Here is a 15,233-nt window from a genome sequence, read left to right as displayed (position 1 = left end):
GGGCGCGTAGTGACCCGATGGGACATGTCGCCCTTGCCCCGCGCGCGGGAAACGGGGAAGCTGCGCCGTCACCCGCGGGATTCTCATCGTGTCCGACATTTTCCTGGCCCTCCTGCCGATTGCGCTGCTGCTCGCGGCGGGGCAGGTGTTGCGGCGGCGCCGGTTCCTGGCCGAAGGATTCTGGCCGCAGGCGGAGCGGCTGGGCTATTTCATCCTGCTGCCCTCGCTGTTCCTGCATGGCCTTGCCACGGCGGAATTCGGCCGGATTCCGGTGCTCCGTTTCGCCGCCGTTCTGGTGGCCGCGTTGGTCATGGTCGCGGCGCTGATGGTGGTGATGCGGCCTTTCCTGCGGGTGGATGGGCCGGGGTTCACCTCGGTGTTTCAGGGCGCGATCCGGTTCAACAATTACATCGGCGTCACGCTCGCCACCGGCCTCTTCGGCGCGGAGGGGCTGGCCTATGCGGCGCTGTGCAATGCGGTCATCGTGCCGACCGTCAACCTGCTCAGCGTGCTGGTCTTCGCGCGCTATGGGGCGATGCCGGTCAGTGCCCGGGGCGCGCTGGTCAATGTGGCGCGCAACCCGCTGCTCCTGGCCTGTGCCGGGGGGATCGTGTTGCGGCTGACGGGGTTGGGCCTGCCGCCGGGGGTGGATATGGCGCTGAAGGCGCTTGGCGCGGCGGCACTGCCGCTCGGGCTGTTGTGCGTGGGCGCGGCGCTGGAGTTCCGGGGCGCGCGCGGCTGGGGCGTGCCGGTGGCGGTGTCCTCGCTGGCGAAGTTCGGGCTGATGCCGGGGGTGACATGGGCCCTCGCGCGGGGCTTCGGGCTGGACGCGGATGTCACCTTCGCGCTCCTGATGTTCCAGAGCCTGCCGACCGCCTCGTCCTCCTATATCCTTGCGCGGCAGCTGGGAGGCGACGCGCCGATGATGGCCGGGATCATCGCGGCGCAGACGCTGATCGCGGTCGTCGCGATGCCGGTGGTTCTTGGTCTGGCGGGTTAGCTGCGGATCGCCGCCATGCCCCACTTCGTCGGCACGACGATCCGGCCGTTCTTTGGAAAGCGCATGCGTCCGGGCATCGGCAGACGCTCGGACGACAGGCATAGGGCGCGTTGCCCGGGGATCAGCCCAAGGCGGCGATGATCGCGCCGAAATCGGCGGCCTTCAGCGAGGCCCCGCCCACCAGCGCGCCATCGACGTTGGAAACGGCAAAGATCTCGGCCGCATTCGACGGTTTCACCGAGCCGCCGTAGAGCAGCCGGAACCCTTCGGCCTCGGTCCCGAAGCGTTTCACCAATTCGCCGCGGATGAAGTCATGAACCTCGGCGATCTGGTCAAGCGTGGGCGTGCGCCCGGTGCCGATGGCCCAGACCGGCTCATAGGCGATGACAACGGTGGCGCCCGTCGCCGCCTCCGGCACCGAACCGGCCAGTTGCGCGCCGATCACCGTGAGCGTCGCGCCCGAATCGCGTTCCGCCTCGGTTTCGCCCAGGCAGACGACCGCGATCAGCCCCTCGGCCAGCGCGGCGGCGGCCTTGGCGCAGACGATGGCGTCCGTCTCGCCATGGTCGGCGCGGCGCTCCGAATGGCCGACGATGACATGGCTCGCGCCCGCATCCTTCAGCATCTGCGCGGAAATGTCGCCGGTATGTGCGCCCGAGACCTTGGCATGGCAATCCTGCCCGCCGACCGCGATCCGGCCCTTCGCCACCCCGGCCATCGCCGCGACCAGCGTTGCGGGCGGGCACAGCAGCACCTCGCAGCCCGGTGCGGGATGCGCGGCAATCAGCGCCTCCACCTCGGTCAGGCTGGCCGTCAGCCCATTCATTTTCCAGTTACCCGCCGCGAGTTTCTTGCGCATCCGTCCCTCCAGGATTTTCCGGGCAAGATTAGGCGAAGCGGCGCCCGCCCGCAAAGGGCAAAGCGCCGCAGAATTTCTGATAACGCTAGCGGAGTCAGCTGTCGCGGAACTTCACCGATTCGCCGCAGCCGCAGCTTTCGACGACATTCGGGTTGTGGAACTTGAAGCCCGATTCCAGCACGCCGATTTCATAGTCGATCTCGGTGCCGATCATGAACATCTGCGCCGTGGGGGCGATGAGCACGCGGGCAGGGCCGTCTTCGACCACCAGATCGGCAGGTCCGGCCTCCTGCGCGATCTCCATCGTGTATTCCATCCCCGCGCAACCGCCCTTCTTCACCCCGATCCGGAAGCCCGCCGCGTTTTCGCGCGCCATCAGCGCCGCGATCTGCGCGATGGCGGCGGGGGTCAGCGTGACGGGGGGCTTGCCGGGCATGGCGAACATGGGCGGTCTCCTTTTCGCGTCAAGATAGGCTCAGGCCCGGCCCACCGCAACAGGCAGCACGGGATAATCGGTATAGCCCTCGGCGCCGCCGCCGTAGAAGAATTCCTTGCGCGGGGGCGTCAGCGGCACATCGGCCCGCAGTCGCGCCGGAAGGTCGGGGTTCGCGATGAAGGCCCGTCCGAAGGCCACCGCATCGGCCCGGCCCGAGGCGACGGCGGAAACCGCCATCTCGCGCGTATAGCCGTTGTTGGCGATATAGGGCGCCTTGAGCGAGGCCCGGAACGCCGCCAACGTGGCGTCCGGCGTGTCGCGCGGCCCGCCGGTCTGGCCCTCGACGACATGGACGAAAGCGAGGTCATGGGCGTTCAGCACCTCGGCCACGGCGGCGCATAGGGCGGGGGTGTCGCTGTCGAGCCCCACGGCATTCGCATTCGACCAGGGCGAGACCCGGATCCCGGTGCGGTCCGCGCCGATCGCGCCGGTCACCGCGGCCAGCACCTCGCGCAGGAACCGCACCCGGTTGGCGATCGGCCCGCCATAGGCATCCGTCCGGGCGTTGGAGGTATCGCGCAGGAACTGGTCGATCAGATAGCCGTTGGCGGCGTGGATCTCGACCCCATCAAAGCCCGCCTCCACCGCGCAGGCGGCGGCGTGGGCATAATCGGCCAGCGTCGCCTCGATTTCCGGGAGGGTCAGGGCATGAGGCACGCCGGTTTCGGCGAAATTCGTACCGTCAAAGGTCTTCGCCCGCGCGGCGATGGCCGAAGGCGCGACCGGCGTCAGCCCACCCTCGATGATCGCGGGCAGGGAAATCCGCCCGACATGCCAGATCTGGCACACGATCCTGCCGCCTTCGGCATGGACCGCATCGGTGACCCTGCGCCAACCCGCGACCTGCGCGGGCGTGTGGATCCCCGGCGTCCAGGCATAGCCCTGACCCACCGGCGAAATCTGCGTGCCCTCCGAGACGATCAGCCCCGCCCCGGCGCGCTGGCGGTAATATTCCACCATCAGATCGGTGGGTACCCGGTCAAAGGCGCGGTTGCGCGTCAGCGGCGCCATCACGACGCGGTTGGCGATCTCGATCCGGCCAAGGCGGCCCGGGGTGAACAGCTTGTCCGTCATCGGATCCTCCGCAGGTTACATGAAGCCCAGTTCGAGCCGCGCCTCGTCCGACATCATGTCCATCCCCCATTGCGGGTCGAAGGTCATGGTGACGTTGACCGACCGCACACCCGGCACGGATTCGATGGCGTTCTGCACCCATTCGGGCATCTCGCCCGCCACCGGACAGCCCGGCGCGGTCAGGGTCATGATGATGTCGACGTCATTCTCATCGCTGATGGTGACGGTGTAGATCAGGCCGAGGTCATAGATATTCACCGGGATTTCCGGGTCGAAGACCGTCCGGCAGGCGTCGGCGATCGCGTCATACAACGGATGCTCGGTGGTCGAGGGCTTGATCAGCGGCGTGCCTTCGGCTGGCTGCTCGGTTTCGGTGGTCATGGGGTCCGCTCCGGCAAGGGTGACAATTCATATAAGAATACCCGCCGCGCAGGTAAACCCCGCCCCGCGCGGGTCTTGACCCGCAGACGCGAAACCGCCACAGGGTTTGGCATGGTTCCGATGGATAAACTCGCCCAGATCGCGCAGCGCTTCGATTATGTCGGGGCGAAGCTGAACGCGACCACGGCGCCCGCCGAGATCGCCGCCCTGTCGCGCGAATATTCCGAGCTGAAGCCCGTGGTGGACGAAATCGCCGCCTATCGGCAGGCGCTGGAAGATGTGGCGGAGGCCGAGGGCTGGCTTGCCGACCCCGAAATGAAGGCGCTGGCGGAGGAGGAACTGCCCCGCCTGCGCGCCCGCATTCCGGAGATGGAACAGGCGTTGCGGCTGGCGCTTCTGCCGAAGGATGCCGCCGATGCCCGGCCCGCGATTCTGGAAATCCGCCCCGGCACCGGGGGGGAGGAGGCGGCGCTCTTCGCGGGCGATCTGCTGCGGATGTATCAGCGCCATGCCGAGGCGCAGGGCTGGCGGTTCGAGATGATGGAGTTCACGCCCTCCGAGCTTGGCGGGGTGAAGGAAGCCGTCGCGCGGATCGAGGGGGAGGGCGTCTTCGCCCGGCTGAAATACGAATCCGGTGTGCATCGGGTCCAGCGCGTGCCGGAGACCGAGGCGGGCGGGCGGATCCATACCTCCGCCGCCACCGTCGCCGTCCTGCCCGAGGCCGAGGAGGTCGACATCGACATCCCCGCCAGCGACATTCGGATCGACACGATGCGGTCGTCCGGCGCGGGTGGGCAGCACGTCAACACCACCGATTCGGCGGTGCGGATCACCCACCTGCCCACCGGGATCGTCGTGACCTCTTCGGAGAAGAGCCAGCACCAGAACCGGGCGAACGCCATGGCCGTGCTGCGCGCGCGGCTGTATGAGATGGAGCGCGAACGGCTCGCCGATGCCCGCGCCGCCGACCGCAAATCGCAGGTCGGCTCCGGCGACCGGTCGGAACGGATCCGTACCTACAACTTTCCACAGGGGCGGATGACGGATCACCGGATCAACCTGACGCTTTACGCCCTGCCGCAGATCATGAACGGCGACTTGAGCGAAGTGATCGACGCGCTGGTCGCCGACGATCAGGCGCGGAAGCTGGCGGAGATGGAGGGGTGAGGGCGCAGGAGGCGCTGGTTCTCGGCACGCGGGCGCTGCTTGCGGCCGGGATCGCGGGGGCGGCCACCGATGCGCGGCGGCTGATGGCGCATGCGATGGGCGTGCCGCCGGAGCGGCTGACGCTCGCCTTGCAGGACGATCTGAGCGATGCGCAGCGGGCGGTGTTCGATGCTGCGCTGGCCGCGCGTGCGGCGCATCAGCCGGTGGCGCAGATCACCGGCACACGCCGCTTCTGGGGCCATGAATTCCGGGTGACGCGCGCGACGCTGGACCCGCGGCCCGAGACCGAGATTTTGGTGGAACTGGCGCTGGCGGAGCCTTTCGCCAATGTGCTGGATCTGGGCACCGGCACGGGCTGCATCCTGATCAGCCTGCTGAAGGGGATGCCCGATGCGATGGGCACCGGCACCGACATTTCGCCCGAGGCGCTTGCCGTCGCGCGGGACAATGCCGCCCGGCTGGGCGTGGCGGAGCGCGCGCGCTTCGTGCCCTCGGACTGGTTCGCGGCGGTGCCGGGGCGGTTCGACCTGATCGTGTCGAACCCGCCCTATATCGCCGCCGACGAAATGGCGGGGCTCGCGCCCGATGTGCGCGACTGGGAGCCTCTGGCCGCGCTGACGCCGGGGGGCGACGGCCTCGATGCCTATCGCGCGATCAGCCGGGGCGCGCTGGCGCGGCTGCTGCCGGGGGGGCGGATCGTGCTGGAAATCGGCCCGACTCAGGGGGAGGCCGTGTCGGGGATGCTCGCCGCGCAGGGATTCGCCGAGATTGCCGTCCATCCCGATCTGGACGGTCGTTCACGCACAGTTTTCGCGCGCAAGCCCGGCCATGATGATGCCTGATCGCCGCACTTCTGGCGGCTTCAGGCCGAAAACCCGGGGAAAACCGCGAATTCTTTGGATTTCGACCTTGCACGCTGCGGCCCGAAATGCTTAGTCCCTGTTGTGCGGCAGGAAATTCATTTCACCGCACGGCTCAGCTCACAGTGCGGGTCATGGGGTCTCGGCGGAAGATTTCCGCGGCGTAGTCCCTGACCATGGTGCGGGTCCATATTCGACCCGAATTCAGCGCCCGGAAGGGCACAACCGACGAAGGCCCATGAGATCTTCCAAATCCCGTTCGCGCAACAAGTCGAACCGCCAGCGCTCGATCGGCAACATCATCAACCGCGTCTTCGACAGCTCCGGCCCCGAGGGCAAGGTGCGTGGAACGCCGCAGCAAATCATTGACAAATATCTCGCGCTGGCGCGGGACGCGCAGCTTGGCAACGACCGCGTGGCCGAGCAGAATTTCCTGCAACATGCCGAGCATTACACCCGGATGCTGGGCGAGGCGCAGCGCGAAATGGCGCGCGAGCAGGAAGAGCGTCAGCGCAGCTATCAGCAGAATGGCCGCGAGCGGCCGGAGCGTGGCGAGCGCGACGATCAGCCCCGCTACGAAGAGGCGCCGATCGCCGAGCCTCTGGTGACCGAGGACGAAGGCCCGGGCCTGGTCGAAACGCCCGAGGCGCGTGCCCCGCAACCGGTAGAGCCGGAAGCCGAGGCGGCGCCCGAACCCCGGCCGTCCCGCCGCCGCGCGTCCGAACCCACGCCGGAACCGGGCCTGTCCGAGCCGGTCGAAACCGCGGAACAGGCGGCCCCGGTCGCCGAACTCCCCGAGGACGAGGCGGCGCGCCCAAGGCCCCGCACCCGCCGCGGCCCGCGCAAGCCCCGCGTCCCGAAGGGCGAAGAGGCCACCGCCGAAGCTCCGGGCGAAGCCGCCGGCGAATGAAAAAAGGCCGCCTCCGGGCGGCCTTGATCCTATCCGGGGGCAGGTTTCCCCCGCAACGGAAGACCGTTCCCCGCGCGGGCGGGGATGAACCGGCGAGACCTGCGCCCAGATCCCAACCGATGACCCGTTCCCCGCGCGCGCGGGGATGAACCGGTGGCCGACAACATGTCAGAATCGCCGTCGACCCGTTCCCCGCGCGCGCGGGGATGAACCGGCGAGTGCGGCGGCGTTGCAGGCGCTGACCTCCCGTTCCCCGCGCGCGTGGGGATGAACCGCAGTCCGGAATTCCGGCGTCGGTTTGGGCGGGCCCTTCCCCGCACGCGCGGGAATAAACCGGGTGAAATCCAACAGGATGGCACCTGCCTACTCTGTTCCCCGCGCGCGGGGATGAACCGAAATAGGCACCGTGGAGGCCGGATAGGTGGCGCCCGTTGTCCGTCCTCCTCGCGGGGGTGGGGAACGGTAAACTGAGATCGGCTCTGGCGTTGTCCCCCTTGTGGGAGTGGACCGGGGGCGCGGTCCGGCGTGCCGTCTGCAAGCCGGATACGCCTTCGCCGGAGTTACCGCTTGCGGACGAATTCGGTGCGCAGCACCAGACCCTTGATCGTGTCGTGGCGGCAGTCGATCAGATCCGGGTCGTCGGTCAGGCGGATCGCGCGGATCACGGTGCCCTGTTTCAGCGTGGTGCTGGTGCCCTTGACCTTCAGATCCTTGACCAGAACGACCTGATCGCCATCGGCCAGTTCGTTGCCCGACGCATCGCGCACCGTCACCCTGGCCGCGGCCTGCATTTCCGACGCCGGGCGCCATTCGCCGCTGGCCTCGTCGTAGACATATTCCTCGTCGGACATTTTCCCTCCCCGGAGTCAGCGCGCCAGAAGCCGCGCCAGATGGCAGAATTGTTCGAGCGTCACCCGCTCGGCGCGCTCGGTCGGCGGGATGCCGGCTTCGTCGAGCAGCTCTTCGATCCGGGGATGCAGCCCCTTCAGCGAAGAGCGCAGCATCTTGCGCCGCTGGTTGAAGCCCGCCGCCACCACCCGTTCGAGAACCTTCGGATCGGCCGGGTAGCGCGGCGCGGGCAGGGCCTTCAGATGCACCACCGCGGAATGGACCTTGGGCGCGGGGGTGAAGGCTTCGGGCGGCAGGATCATCACGATCCGCGCCTCGCAGCGCCATTGCGCCAGCAGCGCCAGCCGCCCGTAATGGTTGGAGCCGGGCTTCGCCACGATCCGCTCGGCCACCTCTTTCTGGAACATCAGCGTCAGGCTGTCCCAGAACGGTGGCCAGTCGGGCGGGGTCAGCCAGCGCACCAGCAGTTCGGTCCCGACGTTATAGGGCAGGTTCGCCGCGATCCGGATCGGCGGGGTCAGATGCGCGCGGGTATCGACCTCCAGCGCGTCGCCCTGAATCACCTCCAGCCGCCCGGGGTAATGCGCGGCGATCTCGGCCAGCGCGGGCAGGCAGCGGGGGTCCTTCTCGACCGCCAGCACCCGCCGCGCCCCTTCGGCCAAAAGCCCGCGCGTCAGCCCGCCGGGGCCGGGGCCGACCTCCAGCACATCGCAGCCCGACAGATCCCCCGCCGCCCGCGCGATCTTGGCGGTCAGGTTCAGGTCCAGCAGGAAGTTCTGGCCGAGGCTCTTCTTCGCCACCAGATCATGGTCGCGGATCACCTCGCGCAGCGGCGGCAGGCCGTCGATCGCCGCCATCAGCCGCGCCTCGCCGTGCCCATCCGCGCGGCCATCTTCAGCGCGGCGATCAGGCTGGCGGGGTCGGCCCGGCCGGTGCCCGCGATGTCATAGGCGGTGCCGTGGTCGGGAGAGGTCCGCACGAAGGGCAGGCCCAGCGTCACGTTCACCCCGCCGTCGAAATCCAGCGTCTTGATCGGGATCAGCGCCTGATCGTGATAGGCGCAGACGGCGGCGTCATAGCGCGCCCGCGCCGCCGGGTGGAACATCGTATCGGCGGGCAGGGGGCCGGAAACGGCAAAGCCCTCGGCCCGCATCCCCTCCAGAACGTCGCGCATCCAGTCGATTTCCTCGCGCCCCATCGCGCCGCCTTCGCCCGCATGGGGGTTCAGCCCGGCGACGGCGATGCGCGGATTGTCGATGGCGAAATCGCGGCGCAGCCCCTCGGCGGTGATGCGGATCGTGTCGCGCAGCACCTCGGGCGTGAAGGCGCGGGACACGTCTGCCAGCGCGATGTGGATGGTTGCGGGCACGACGCGCAGCGGCGGCTGCGGGCCTTCGGCGGCGAGCATCATCACCACCTCGGCCCCGCCCGCCAGATGCGCCAGGAATTCGGTATGGCCCGGAAAGGCAAAGCCCGCCCCGTCCTTTAGCGCCTTCTTGTGGATCGGCGCGGTGGTCAGGGCCAGCGCCGCGCCCGCCTGCACCAGCCGCACCGCGCGTTCGATCACGGCGATGACAGCCGCCGCATTGGCCGGGTCCGGCTGGCCCGGAATGGCGGCAGCGGGGAAGGGGTGGGGCAGCACCGGCAGGGCCGAGCCCGCATGCAGCATCGCCTCCGCCGGATCGGCGATCTCGCGCAGAGGCGTGCCCTTCGGCAGATGCGCGGGATCCCCCAGCCAGACGAAGGGCAGCGCCGCGCCCAGCACCTCCCACGCCTTGGCGGCGATTTCGGGGCCGATGCCCGAAGGGTCGCCGCAGCTTACGATCACCGGCAGGTCGCGCGTCATGGCCGGGTGATCACCGCATCCGAGACCAGATCGGCCAGGAAATTCTCCGAATAATTGGACAGCCGTTCGTTCAGCAGGTTGTTGCGGATCTGGTCGTCGGTCGGCATCTGCGCTTCGTCCCCGGCATGTTCGCGCGAGCAGAGCATGATCAGATCCTGCTGCCCGCCGCGTTGCAGGGTCGTCGTCTCGCCGATGTCGAGATGCGAGAGCGCCACGGCGATGTCCTGCGGAATGGCGCCCTGCGCCGCCGGTTCCACCCGGCTCAGCACCGAGGCGGGCAGATCCTTCGCGACGGTATACAGATCGTCGCAGCGCTTCGCCCCCGCCGCCACCCGCGCCGCCAGATCGGCGGCCTGCTGCGAGCCCGGCGTGCCAAGCGCCAGCACCGCATAGCCCAGCTTTTGCGGCTGTCCGCCCACCGCGCCGCGCTCATCCAGCGCGCGCAGCATGAAGATCCCCCAGGCGCCGCCCAGTTCGATCGGCTGCGTCGCCTCGCCGGGTTTCAGCGCCAGAATCACCGGGCGCAGCGCCGGGGGCAGGTTCTGCAACGGAACCCAGTCGAGCCGCCCGCCCTGTTCGCGCGATGCGGTGGCCGAAACCTGCCGCGCCGCATTGCCGAATTCGCCCTCGCCGCGCAGGTGCGACACCTGTTCGGCCAGTGCGCGCGCCTCGGCGGCATGTTCGGGCGGGTTGGGAATGATGATTTCCGACATCAGCACCCGCGTCCCGCGCCCGCGTTCGGATTCGACCAGCTTCGCGCGCGCCACATCGGCAGCCGAAACCTGCACCCGGCCCATGTAGCGCGCCCGGATCACCTCGCGCCACAGCATCCCGGATTGCACGAAATCGCGGAAGGTCTGTTCCGAAACGCCCGCCTGCGTCAGTTCCGCCACGAACTGCTCGCGCGTCAGCTTCGCACGACCGGCGAATTCCTCCATCCCCTCCTGGATCTGCTCGGGCTTCAGGGTAACGCCGTCGCGCTTCGCCTGCCATTGCCGCAGGCGGTCCTCGATCAGGGATTTCTCGGCGGCTGCGCGCACATCGCCCGGCTGGCGCAGCAGCTGCATGAAGCGGGCCCGCTGCTCCAGTTCGTAACGCGATATGCCCATGCCGTTCACCGTCACCACCGGGGCGAACAGTCCGGATTGCGCCTGTGCCATGGGTGCCGCCGCCGACATTCCGATCGCCAGAGCCGCGGCCAGCAGCGGGGAGAAACGCACTTTCTTCGTCATTCGTCGTCCGTTCGTCTTGTCCTGCGCCCTCGGATCAGCGGCAGACCTGTTGCGCCGCGCCCGCCCTCGTGCCGCCGCCGAAACCGGCAAGCTGCACCGAGATCCCCACGCTCGTTTCCGGCTCCACACTAGAGGAGGACGTGAACCGACGCGAGAGGGAAAGATCGACCGCCAGGCACTCGTTGGCATATTCAAGCCCGAAGGCCGCCTTCGCGGCGCGTTCGGCGGTGAAGTCGTAGCGGGTGTTGAGCGAACTGCGCCAGCCGTCCGTCCATTTCCAGCCCGCTTCCAGCAGCAATTCGCTGGTCGCGTCGGGCCGGCCTTCCAATGCGTTCTCGCGCATCCACAGATAGCCGAGCGCCAGCTGATAGTCATCGGCCATGTAGCCGATGCGCATCTCCTCGCGCGAGAAGTCGAAATCGTCGTCGAACAGCGCCCGGTTCGCCAGCGTGAAGCCATTCGCCGCCGTCAGCGTGGTGCCCAGAAGCCAGTCGGAACGCGTGCCCGACAGCCCCGAGCCTTCGGGGAACTGGCGCAGGTTCTTTGCCCGCAGCACGCGCCCCCCCGTCACGCCCAGCGACCACCCGGCCGCATCCAGCCGGGTCCAGCTTGCCCCGAGGTTCGCCCGCAGCCCCTGTTCGCGCGCATCCGCCCCCGGAAAGCGCGAGATCGCGAACATGTTGCCTTCGTCGAATTCGGTCAGCAGGCTGTCCTCGTTCGGGACGCGGCGGATGTTGTTCGGGCTCCACAGCACCTGTGCCACGGGTTCGATCACGTTGCTTGCGCGGCCGGAGGCGGCGACCCAGGGCCAGCGGACCTCCGCCCCGAGCGTGGGCAGCACCCGGATCCGGTCGCCGTGCCAGTCGTCATCCTGCCTCACCGAGATCACGTCGGTCGCGACATTGCCCAGTGTCGCCCCGAGGATCCCCCCCGGCAGCAGCCATTGCCGCCGCCAGTCCGCTTCGAGCGAGGTGCGCAGCATGTCGCGCCCATCGGCCACCAGATCGTCATCCCGCGAGGTGTCGAACGGGTCGGTCGAGGACCGGCGGTGCATGTGGATGCCCCAGTCGAGCGCCATCTCCCCGCCGATCCAGTTCGGGCGGAACACCCGCGTCCAGGCGAAATCGCCCGAGGCCATCGGCTGGGTCGCGTTGCTTTCGCCTTCGCGGATCGAATGGGTGTTGCCGATCCGCAGCCAGATCATCTCCTGCCGCTGCACCTTTTCCAGCGTGAGGCCGGACCACAGCCGGTCGTCGTCGGTGATGTCGTAATCGGTCAGGTAGCCGCCATCCGTCGCCATCTGCACCTGCACGCCCAGCGTGAAGTCATCCGGCATCGCGAAGCTGCCGTTGGCGAAGAGGTAGCCGCGGGTGTCGCCTTCGCGGATCGAATCGTTCGAGACCGCGCCCTCGACCGTCAGCATCCCGGGCGCGAAGGCCTGCCGGTAGCGCATCCCCATCGTCCGGGTCCAGTTCGCCGACAGATAGGGCGTCAGCGTCAGGTCCGCCGAAGGGCCGAGCGCGAAGAAATACGGGATCTTCACCCCGGGGCCGAGGTTCGTCGTCGTCCGGAATTCGGGGCGCAGCACGCCGCTCATGCGCTCGACCGTCGGATCGGGCAGGCGCAGCGCGGGGGTCCACATCAGCGGCACGCCCATGAAGCGGAACTGCGCATCCCGGAAATGGAGCTGTTGCGTGGCGGCGTCATGGGTGATGTGCCGGGCGCGGATCTCCCACAGCGGGGTCGGGTCGGAGGCGCAGACCTGGCACGACGAGGCGACCACATTGTCCAGCGTAGTGACGGTGCCGTCCTGCCGTTCGATCCGCGCCGCCGCCAGTTGCAGTTCGCGCGCCATCACCATGCGCGCCCCGGTCATCACCCCATGTTGCAGGTCGCGCGACAGTTCGGCCTGATCGGCGACCAGCACCGAACCGGCCTGCCCGGGCTGTTCGAGCCGCAGCGGCCCCTCGATCACCAGCCGGTCGGCGGACATGTCATAGACCACCCGCCGCGCCGTCAGGTGGTTGTCCTTCCACCAGACCTCGACCCCGCCTTCGGCGGTCAGCCGGTCCTGCCCGGTCAGCACGATCCGGTCGGCGGTGAGGGTTGCGGCCTCGTCCGCCTGACCGGCGGTATAGCCGCCCGGCGGCTCGGCCCTGAGCGGCGCGACCAGCGCCGTCGTCATCAGGGAAGCCAGCAGGATCTTGCGCAGCATCAGCCGTCCTCCCGTGCCAGAACCAGAGCAAGCGCCAACATCAGCGCGATCGCCGGTGGCGCCCAGGCCGCCAGCGCCACCGGAATCTGTCCATTATCACCCAGAACCTGCGCGATATTGCGCAGGAAAAACGCCGCGAGCCCCGCCCCGAGCGTCAGCAGCACCATCGCCCCGGTCTGTCCGAAGCGCACATGCGCCATGTTGAACCCCGCCGCGATCAGCACCATCGCCGCCAGAATCAGCGGCAGCGCCAGTTCCATCTGGAACCACAGCATATGCCGCCGGGCGGAGAAACCGGCGTTCTCCAGCCCCTTGATGAAGCCCGGCAGCTTCCACACCGGCACCGCCGAGGGGGTGCCGAAACTGTCGCGGATCCGCTCCGCCGTCAGGTCGGAGGGCAGGGAAAGACTGTCCGTCCGCACCGCATCGCGTTCGGGGTTGGTCGAGGCGCCGAGCGGCCAGTCCTTCACCCCGGTCAGCTGCCAGGTCCGGCCGGTCAGAACCGCCGCATCCGCGTCGATCCGGCGCACCAGCCCATGTTCGGGCGAGAAGATCAGGAAGGTCACCCCGTTCAGATGCGTGGCATCAAGGCTCGCGCGCGTGGCGCGGATCACCGCCTGTTCGCCGCTGTCGTCCGCCATGCCCTGCCGCATCCAGATCCCCTCGGAGCCGATCGACACGGTTTCCGCCCCGCCCGAACGGTAGCGCCCGGCGAGTTCCTCATAGCGTTTCGAGGTGGCCGAGACGATCGGATTGCCCGCCGCCACCGCCACCACCCCGATCAGGAAGGCGACCAGCACCGGCGAGATCAGCATCCGCAGCGCGGGCATCCCCGCGGCCCGGATCACCACCAGTTCCGACGACCGCGCCATGCCGACGAAGAGCAGCACCGCCGCCAGCACCGTCAGGATCGGCAGGATGGTGTAAAGCGACTGCGGCACCGCCAGCGCCGCCAGATGCGCCGCCTGGCCAAGCGTGATCTGGGCGCCGAAGGAGCGGATCTTCTCGACCATCTCGATCAGGAACAGAATGCCCCAGAAGGTCGCCAGCACGATCAGAAAGGCGCGCAGGAAGCGCCGCGCGATGTAGATGGCCAGTGTCATGGCGCCACCCTCCGCACCGGGCGCGGACGTCCGGCCCACCACAGCATCCCCGCCACCGCCGCAAGACCCACCGCCGCCGGCAGATAGGCCAGCGCCCAGAGCCCCGGATTGTCCCGGATCGTGCCCTGCACCGCATTCGACAGGAATTGCAGCACGATCAACCCAAGCACGGCGGTCAGGATCTGCCATGTCATGCCGAAGCGCGAAAAGCCCCCGAGCATCAGCGCCGCCGCCCCGATCAGCGCCGCGACGGGCGCGATCAGCGGCCGCGCCGCCCGGTCGTTCAACTCGTAAAGCGCTTCGGTCGCCGTCGATCCGGTCTGTTCCAGAAGCGCGTCCGAAGGCGCGATCAGCCGCCAGCTCGGCACTTCCTCCCAACTGATCCGGCTGCGCCCCCGGCTGCCGATCAGCGCGCCGATGTCATAGGTCAGATCGGCGAAGCGGGTGATGGAGAGGCTCTCGTCCGCGACCCGCAGCGTCTGCGCCATGCCGTTCAGCATGATCAGCTTCGGCCCGGTGTCCGAGCGCACGATCAGCGCCTTTTCGGCGGTATAGGTGGTGCGCGCGGCCCCGTCGCGGGCATCGGACAGGAACAGGTCGAGCAATTCGCCCCGGGCCGAAATCTGCCGGATGTAGATCGTCACATCCTTCGCGGGATGCTGGAAGCTGCCCTCGCTGAGGAAGCTCGCGGTGACGTTCTCGGCCACCTCGGCCTGCCGCTCGGCCAGCTTCGCGCGCGAGGCCGGCACCAGCACATGCACCAGCACCATCATCAGCACCGCCACCATGATCCCGAACAGCGCCACCGGCCGCGCCAGCCGCCAGGGCGAAGCCCCCGTCGCCTGCATCACCACCAGTTCGGAATCCGCGCTCAGCCGGTTGATCGCATAGATCGTCGCCGCGAATCCCGCGATCGGCAGCACCAGCCGGACCACATTGGGCAGCGTCAGCAGGGTGAATTCCAGCACAACCCAGGCGGTCTGCCCGTCACCGATCAGCCGGTCGAACAGCGACACCGCCCGGTTCACCCAATAGACCGAGACCAGCACCAGCGCGAAAAAGCCGAAAAGCGCCGTCAGCCGGGTAAAAAGGTATCGGTCGAGCTGAGTCACTGTCCGGTCCGGGGTTTGCCTGTTTCCCCCTGTCTACCCCGCGGCGCGGGCGCGCGAAAGCCCCGGGTTTCGCGCGCCCGCGCCGGGTCGCCGGTCGGGCCTGCCCCGCGCGCGAAAGCCGCGCCAGCC

Annotated in this window: 15 protein-coding genes; 4 read left to right on the top strand and 11 right to left on the bottom strand. The window is 68.6% G+C overall.

Going from position 1 to position 15,233, the window contains the following annotated elements:
- Positions 1-88: 88 nt before the first annotated feature.
- On the top strand, positions 89-1,000 hold the full coding sequence (locus QM789_RS15565; protein WP_420352760.1) for an AEC family transporter: 912 nt from the start codon (positions 89-91) through the stop codon (positions 998-1,000).
- Positions 1,001-1,121: 121 nt separating this feature from the next.
- Here QM789_RS15565 and tpiA read toward each other — a convergent pair whose 3' ends face one another.
- The 4 genes from tpiA to QM789_RS15545 all read right to left on the bottom strand — a co-directional run bounded on the left by tpiA (position 1,122) and on the right by QM789_RS15545 (position 3,810).
- The gene (gene tpiA, locus QM789_RS15560; protein WP_420352759.1) at positions 1,122-1,859 is read right to left on the bottom strand and encodes a triose-phosphate isomerase; all 738 of its coding nucleotides are present in this window, start codon (positions 1,857-1,859) and stop codon (positions 1,122-1,124) included.
- A gap of 94 nt (positions 1,860-1,953) precedes the next feature.
- Positions 1,954-2,304 (bottom strand): HesB/IscA family protein, encoded by a 351-nt coding sequence (locus tag QM789_RS15555; RefSeq protein WP_420352758.1) that lies wholly within the window; start codon positions 2,302-2,304, stop codon positions 1,954-1,956.
- Positions 2,305-2,334: 30 nt separating this feature from the next.
- On the bottom strand, positions 2,335-3,429 hold the full coding sequence (locus tag QM789_RS15550) for an alkene reductase (RefSeq protein WP_420352757.1): 1,095 nt from the start codon (positions 3,427-3,429) through the stop codon (positions 2,335-2,337).
- A 15-nt stretch (positions 3,430-3,444) separates the two neighbouring features.
- Complete coding sequence (locus QM789_RS15545) at positions 3,445-3,810, bottom strand: SUF system Fe-S cluster assembly protein (protein WP_420352756.1); 366 nt, start codon at positions 3,808-3,810, stop codon at positions 3,445-3,447.
- A gap of 111 nt (positions 3,811-3,921) precedes the next feature.
- Between QM789_RS15545 and prfA the strand changes: the two genes are divergently transcribed.
- From prfA to QM789_RS15530, 3 genes are all read left to right on the top strand, one after another.
- A complete protein-coding gene (gene prfA / locus QM789_RS15540) occupies positions 3,922-4,977 on the top strand; it encodes a peptide chain release factor 1 (protein ID WP_420352755.1) in 1,056 nt (351 codons plus the stop codon).
- The gene (gene prmC, locus QM789_RS15535) at positions 4,974-5,819 is read left to right on the top strand and encodes a peptide chain release factor N(5)-glutamine methyltransferase (protein ID WP_420352754.1); all 846 of its coding nucleotides are present in this window, start codon (positions 4,974-4,976) and stop codon (positions 5,817-5,819) included. Before prfA ends, prmC begins: the two co-directional genes overlap by 4 nt.
- 256 nt (positions 5,820-6,075) lie before the next feature.
- Positions 6,076-6,747, top strand: coding sequence for a DUF4167 domain-containing protein (locus QM789_RS15530; RefSeq protein ID WP_420352753.1), 672 nt, complete (start codon positions 6,076-6,078; stop codon positions 6,745-6,747).
- Positions 6,748-7,307: 560 nt separating this feature from the next.
- On the opposite strand, the gene QM789_RS15525 is transcribed toward QM789_RS15530, so the two are convergent.
- The 7 genes from QM789_RS15525 to lptF are packed head-to-tail and all read right to left on the bottom strand — an operon-like array spanning position 7,308 to position 15,104.
- A complete protein-coding gene (locus QM789_RS15525) occupies positions 7,308-7,598 on the bottom strand; it encodes an alkylphosphonate utilization protein (RefSeq protein WP_420352752.1) in 291 nt (96 codons plus the stop codon).
- 15 nt (positions 7,599-7,613) lie between these two features.
- Complete coding sequence (rsmA, locus tag QM789_RS15520) at positions 7,614-8,453, bottom strand: 16S rRNA (adenine(1518)-N(6)/adenine(1519)-N(6))-dimethyltransferase RsmA (RefSeq protein ID WP_420352751.1); 840 nt, start codon at positions 8,451-8,453, stop codon at positions 7,614-7,616.
- Positions 8,453-9,442, bottom strand: a complete 990-nt coding sequence (gene pdxA, locus QM789_RS15515; protein ID WP_420352750.1) for a 4-hydroxythreonine-4-phosphate dehydrogenase PdxA — start codon at positions 9,440-9,442, stop codon at positions 8,453-8,455. Before pdxA ends, rsmA begins: the two co-directional genes overlap by 1 nt.
- Complete coding sequence (locus tag QM789_RS15510) at positions 9,439-10,674, bottom strand: peptidylprolyl isomerase (RefSeq protein WP_420352749.1); 1,236 nt, start codon at positions 10,672-10,674, stop codon at positions 9,439-9,441. The genes pdxA and QM789_RS15510 overlap by 4 nt, the downstream gene beginning before the upstream one ends.
- Positions 10,675-10,708: 34 nt before the next feature.
- Positions 10,709-12,889: an LPS-assembly protein LptD gene (locus QM789_RS15505; protein WP_420352748.1), complete on the bottom strand. Its 2,181-nt coding sequence runs from the start codon at positions 12,887-12,889 to the stop codon at positions 10,709-10,711.
- Entirely contained in the window at positions 12,889-13,992 is a 1,104-nt protein-coding gene (lptG, locus tag QM789_RS15500) for an LPS export ABC transporter permease LptG (RefSeq protein ID WP_420352747.1), read from the bottom strand. Before lptG ends, QM789_RS15505 begins: the two co-directional genes overlap by 1 nt.
- Positions 13,989-15,104: an LPS export ABC transporter permease LptF gene (gene lptF, locus QM789_RS15495; RefSeq protein ID WP_420352746.1), complete on the bottom strand. Its 1,116-nt coding sequence runs from the start codon at positions 15,102-15,104 to the stop codon at positions 13,989-13,991. Before lptF ends, lptG begins: the two co-directional genes overlap by 4 nt.
- Positions 15,105-15,233: the final 129 nt, after the last annotated feature.

Origin of the sequence: Paenirhodobacter sp. (genome assembly GCF_047600745.1) — a bacterium.
Classification (GTDB): domain Bacteria; phylum Pseudomonadota; class Alphaproteobacteria; order Rhodobacterales; family Rhodobacteraceae; genus Rhodobacter.
The sequence above is the reverse complement of the archived record's forward strand: the minus strand, read 5'-3'. Positions and strand labels throughout refer to the sequence as shown.

Excerpts from the sequence above, each read along its gene's own strand:
- tpiA (WP_420352759.1), bottom strand. The coding sequence starts at position 1,859 with ATGCGCAAGAAACTCGCGGCGGGTAACTGGAAAATGAATGGGCTGACG.
- QM789_RS15555 (WP_420352758.1), bottom strand. The coding sequence starts at position 2,304 with ATGTTCGCCATGCCCGGCAAGCCCCCCGTCACGCTGACCCCCGCCGCC.
- QM789_RS15550 (WP_420352757.1), bottom strand. The coding sequence starts at position 3,429 with ATGACGGACAAGCTGTTCACCCCGGGCCGCCTTGGCCGGATCGAGATC.
- QM789_RS15545 (WP_420352756.1), bottom strand. The coding sequence starts at position 3,810 with ATGACCACCGAAACCGAGCAGCCAGCCGAAGGCACGCCGCTGATCAAG.
- prfA (WP_420352755.1), top strand. The coding sequence starts at position 3,922 with ATGGTTCCGATGGATAAACTCGCCCAGATCGCGCAGCGCTTCGATTAT.
- QM789_RS15530 (WP_420352753.1), top strand. The coding sequence starts at position 6,076 with ATGAGATCTTCCAAATCCCGTTCGCGCAACAAGTCGAACCGCCAGCGC.
- QM789_RS15525 (WP_420352752.1), bottom strand. The coding sequence starts at position 7,598 with ATGTCCGACGAGGAATATGTCTACGACGAGGCCAGCGGCGAATGGCGC.
- rsmA (WP_420352751.1), bottom strand. The coding sequence starts at position 8,453 with ATGGCGGCGATCGACGGCCTGCCGCCGCTGCGCGAGGTGATCCGCGAC.
- pdxA (WP_420352750.1), bottom strand. The coding sequence starts at position 9,442 with ATGACGCGCGACCTGCCGGTGATCGTAAGCTGCGGCGACCCTTCGGGC.
- QM789_RS15510 (WP_420352749.1), bottom strand. The coding sequence starts at position 10,674 with ATGACGAAGAAAGTGCGTTTCTCCCCGCTGCTGGCCGCGGCTCTGGCG.
- QM789_RS15505 (WP_420352748.1), bottom strand. The coding sequence starts at position 12,889 with ATGCTGCGCAAGATCCTGCTGGCTTCCCTGATGACGACGGCGCTGGTC.
- lptG (WP_420352747.1), bottom strand. The coding sequence starts at position 13,992 with ATGACACTGGCCATCTACATCGCGCGGCGCTTCCTGCGCGCCTTTCTG.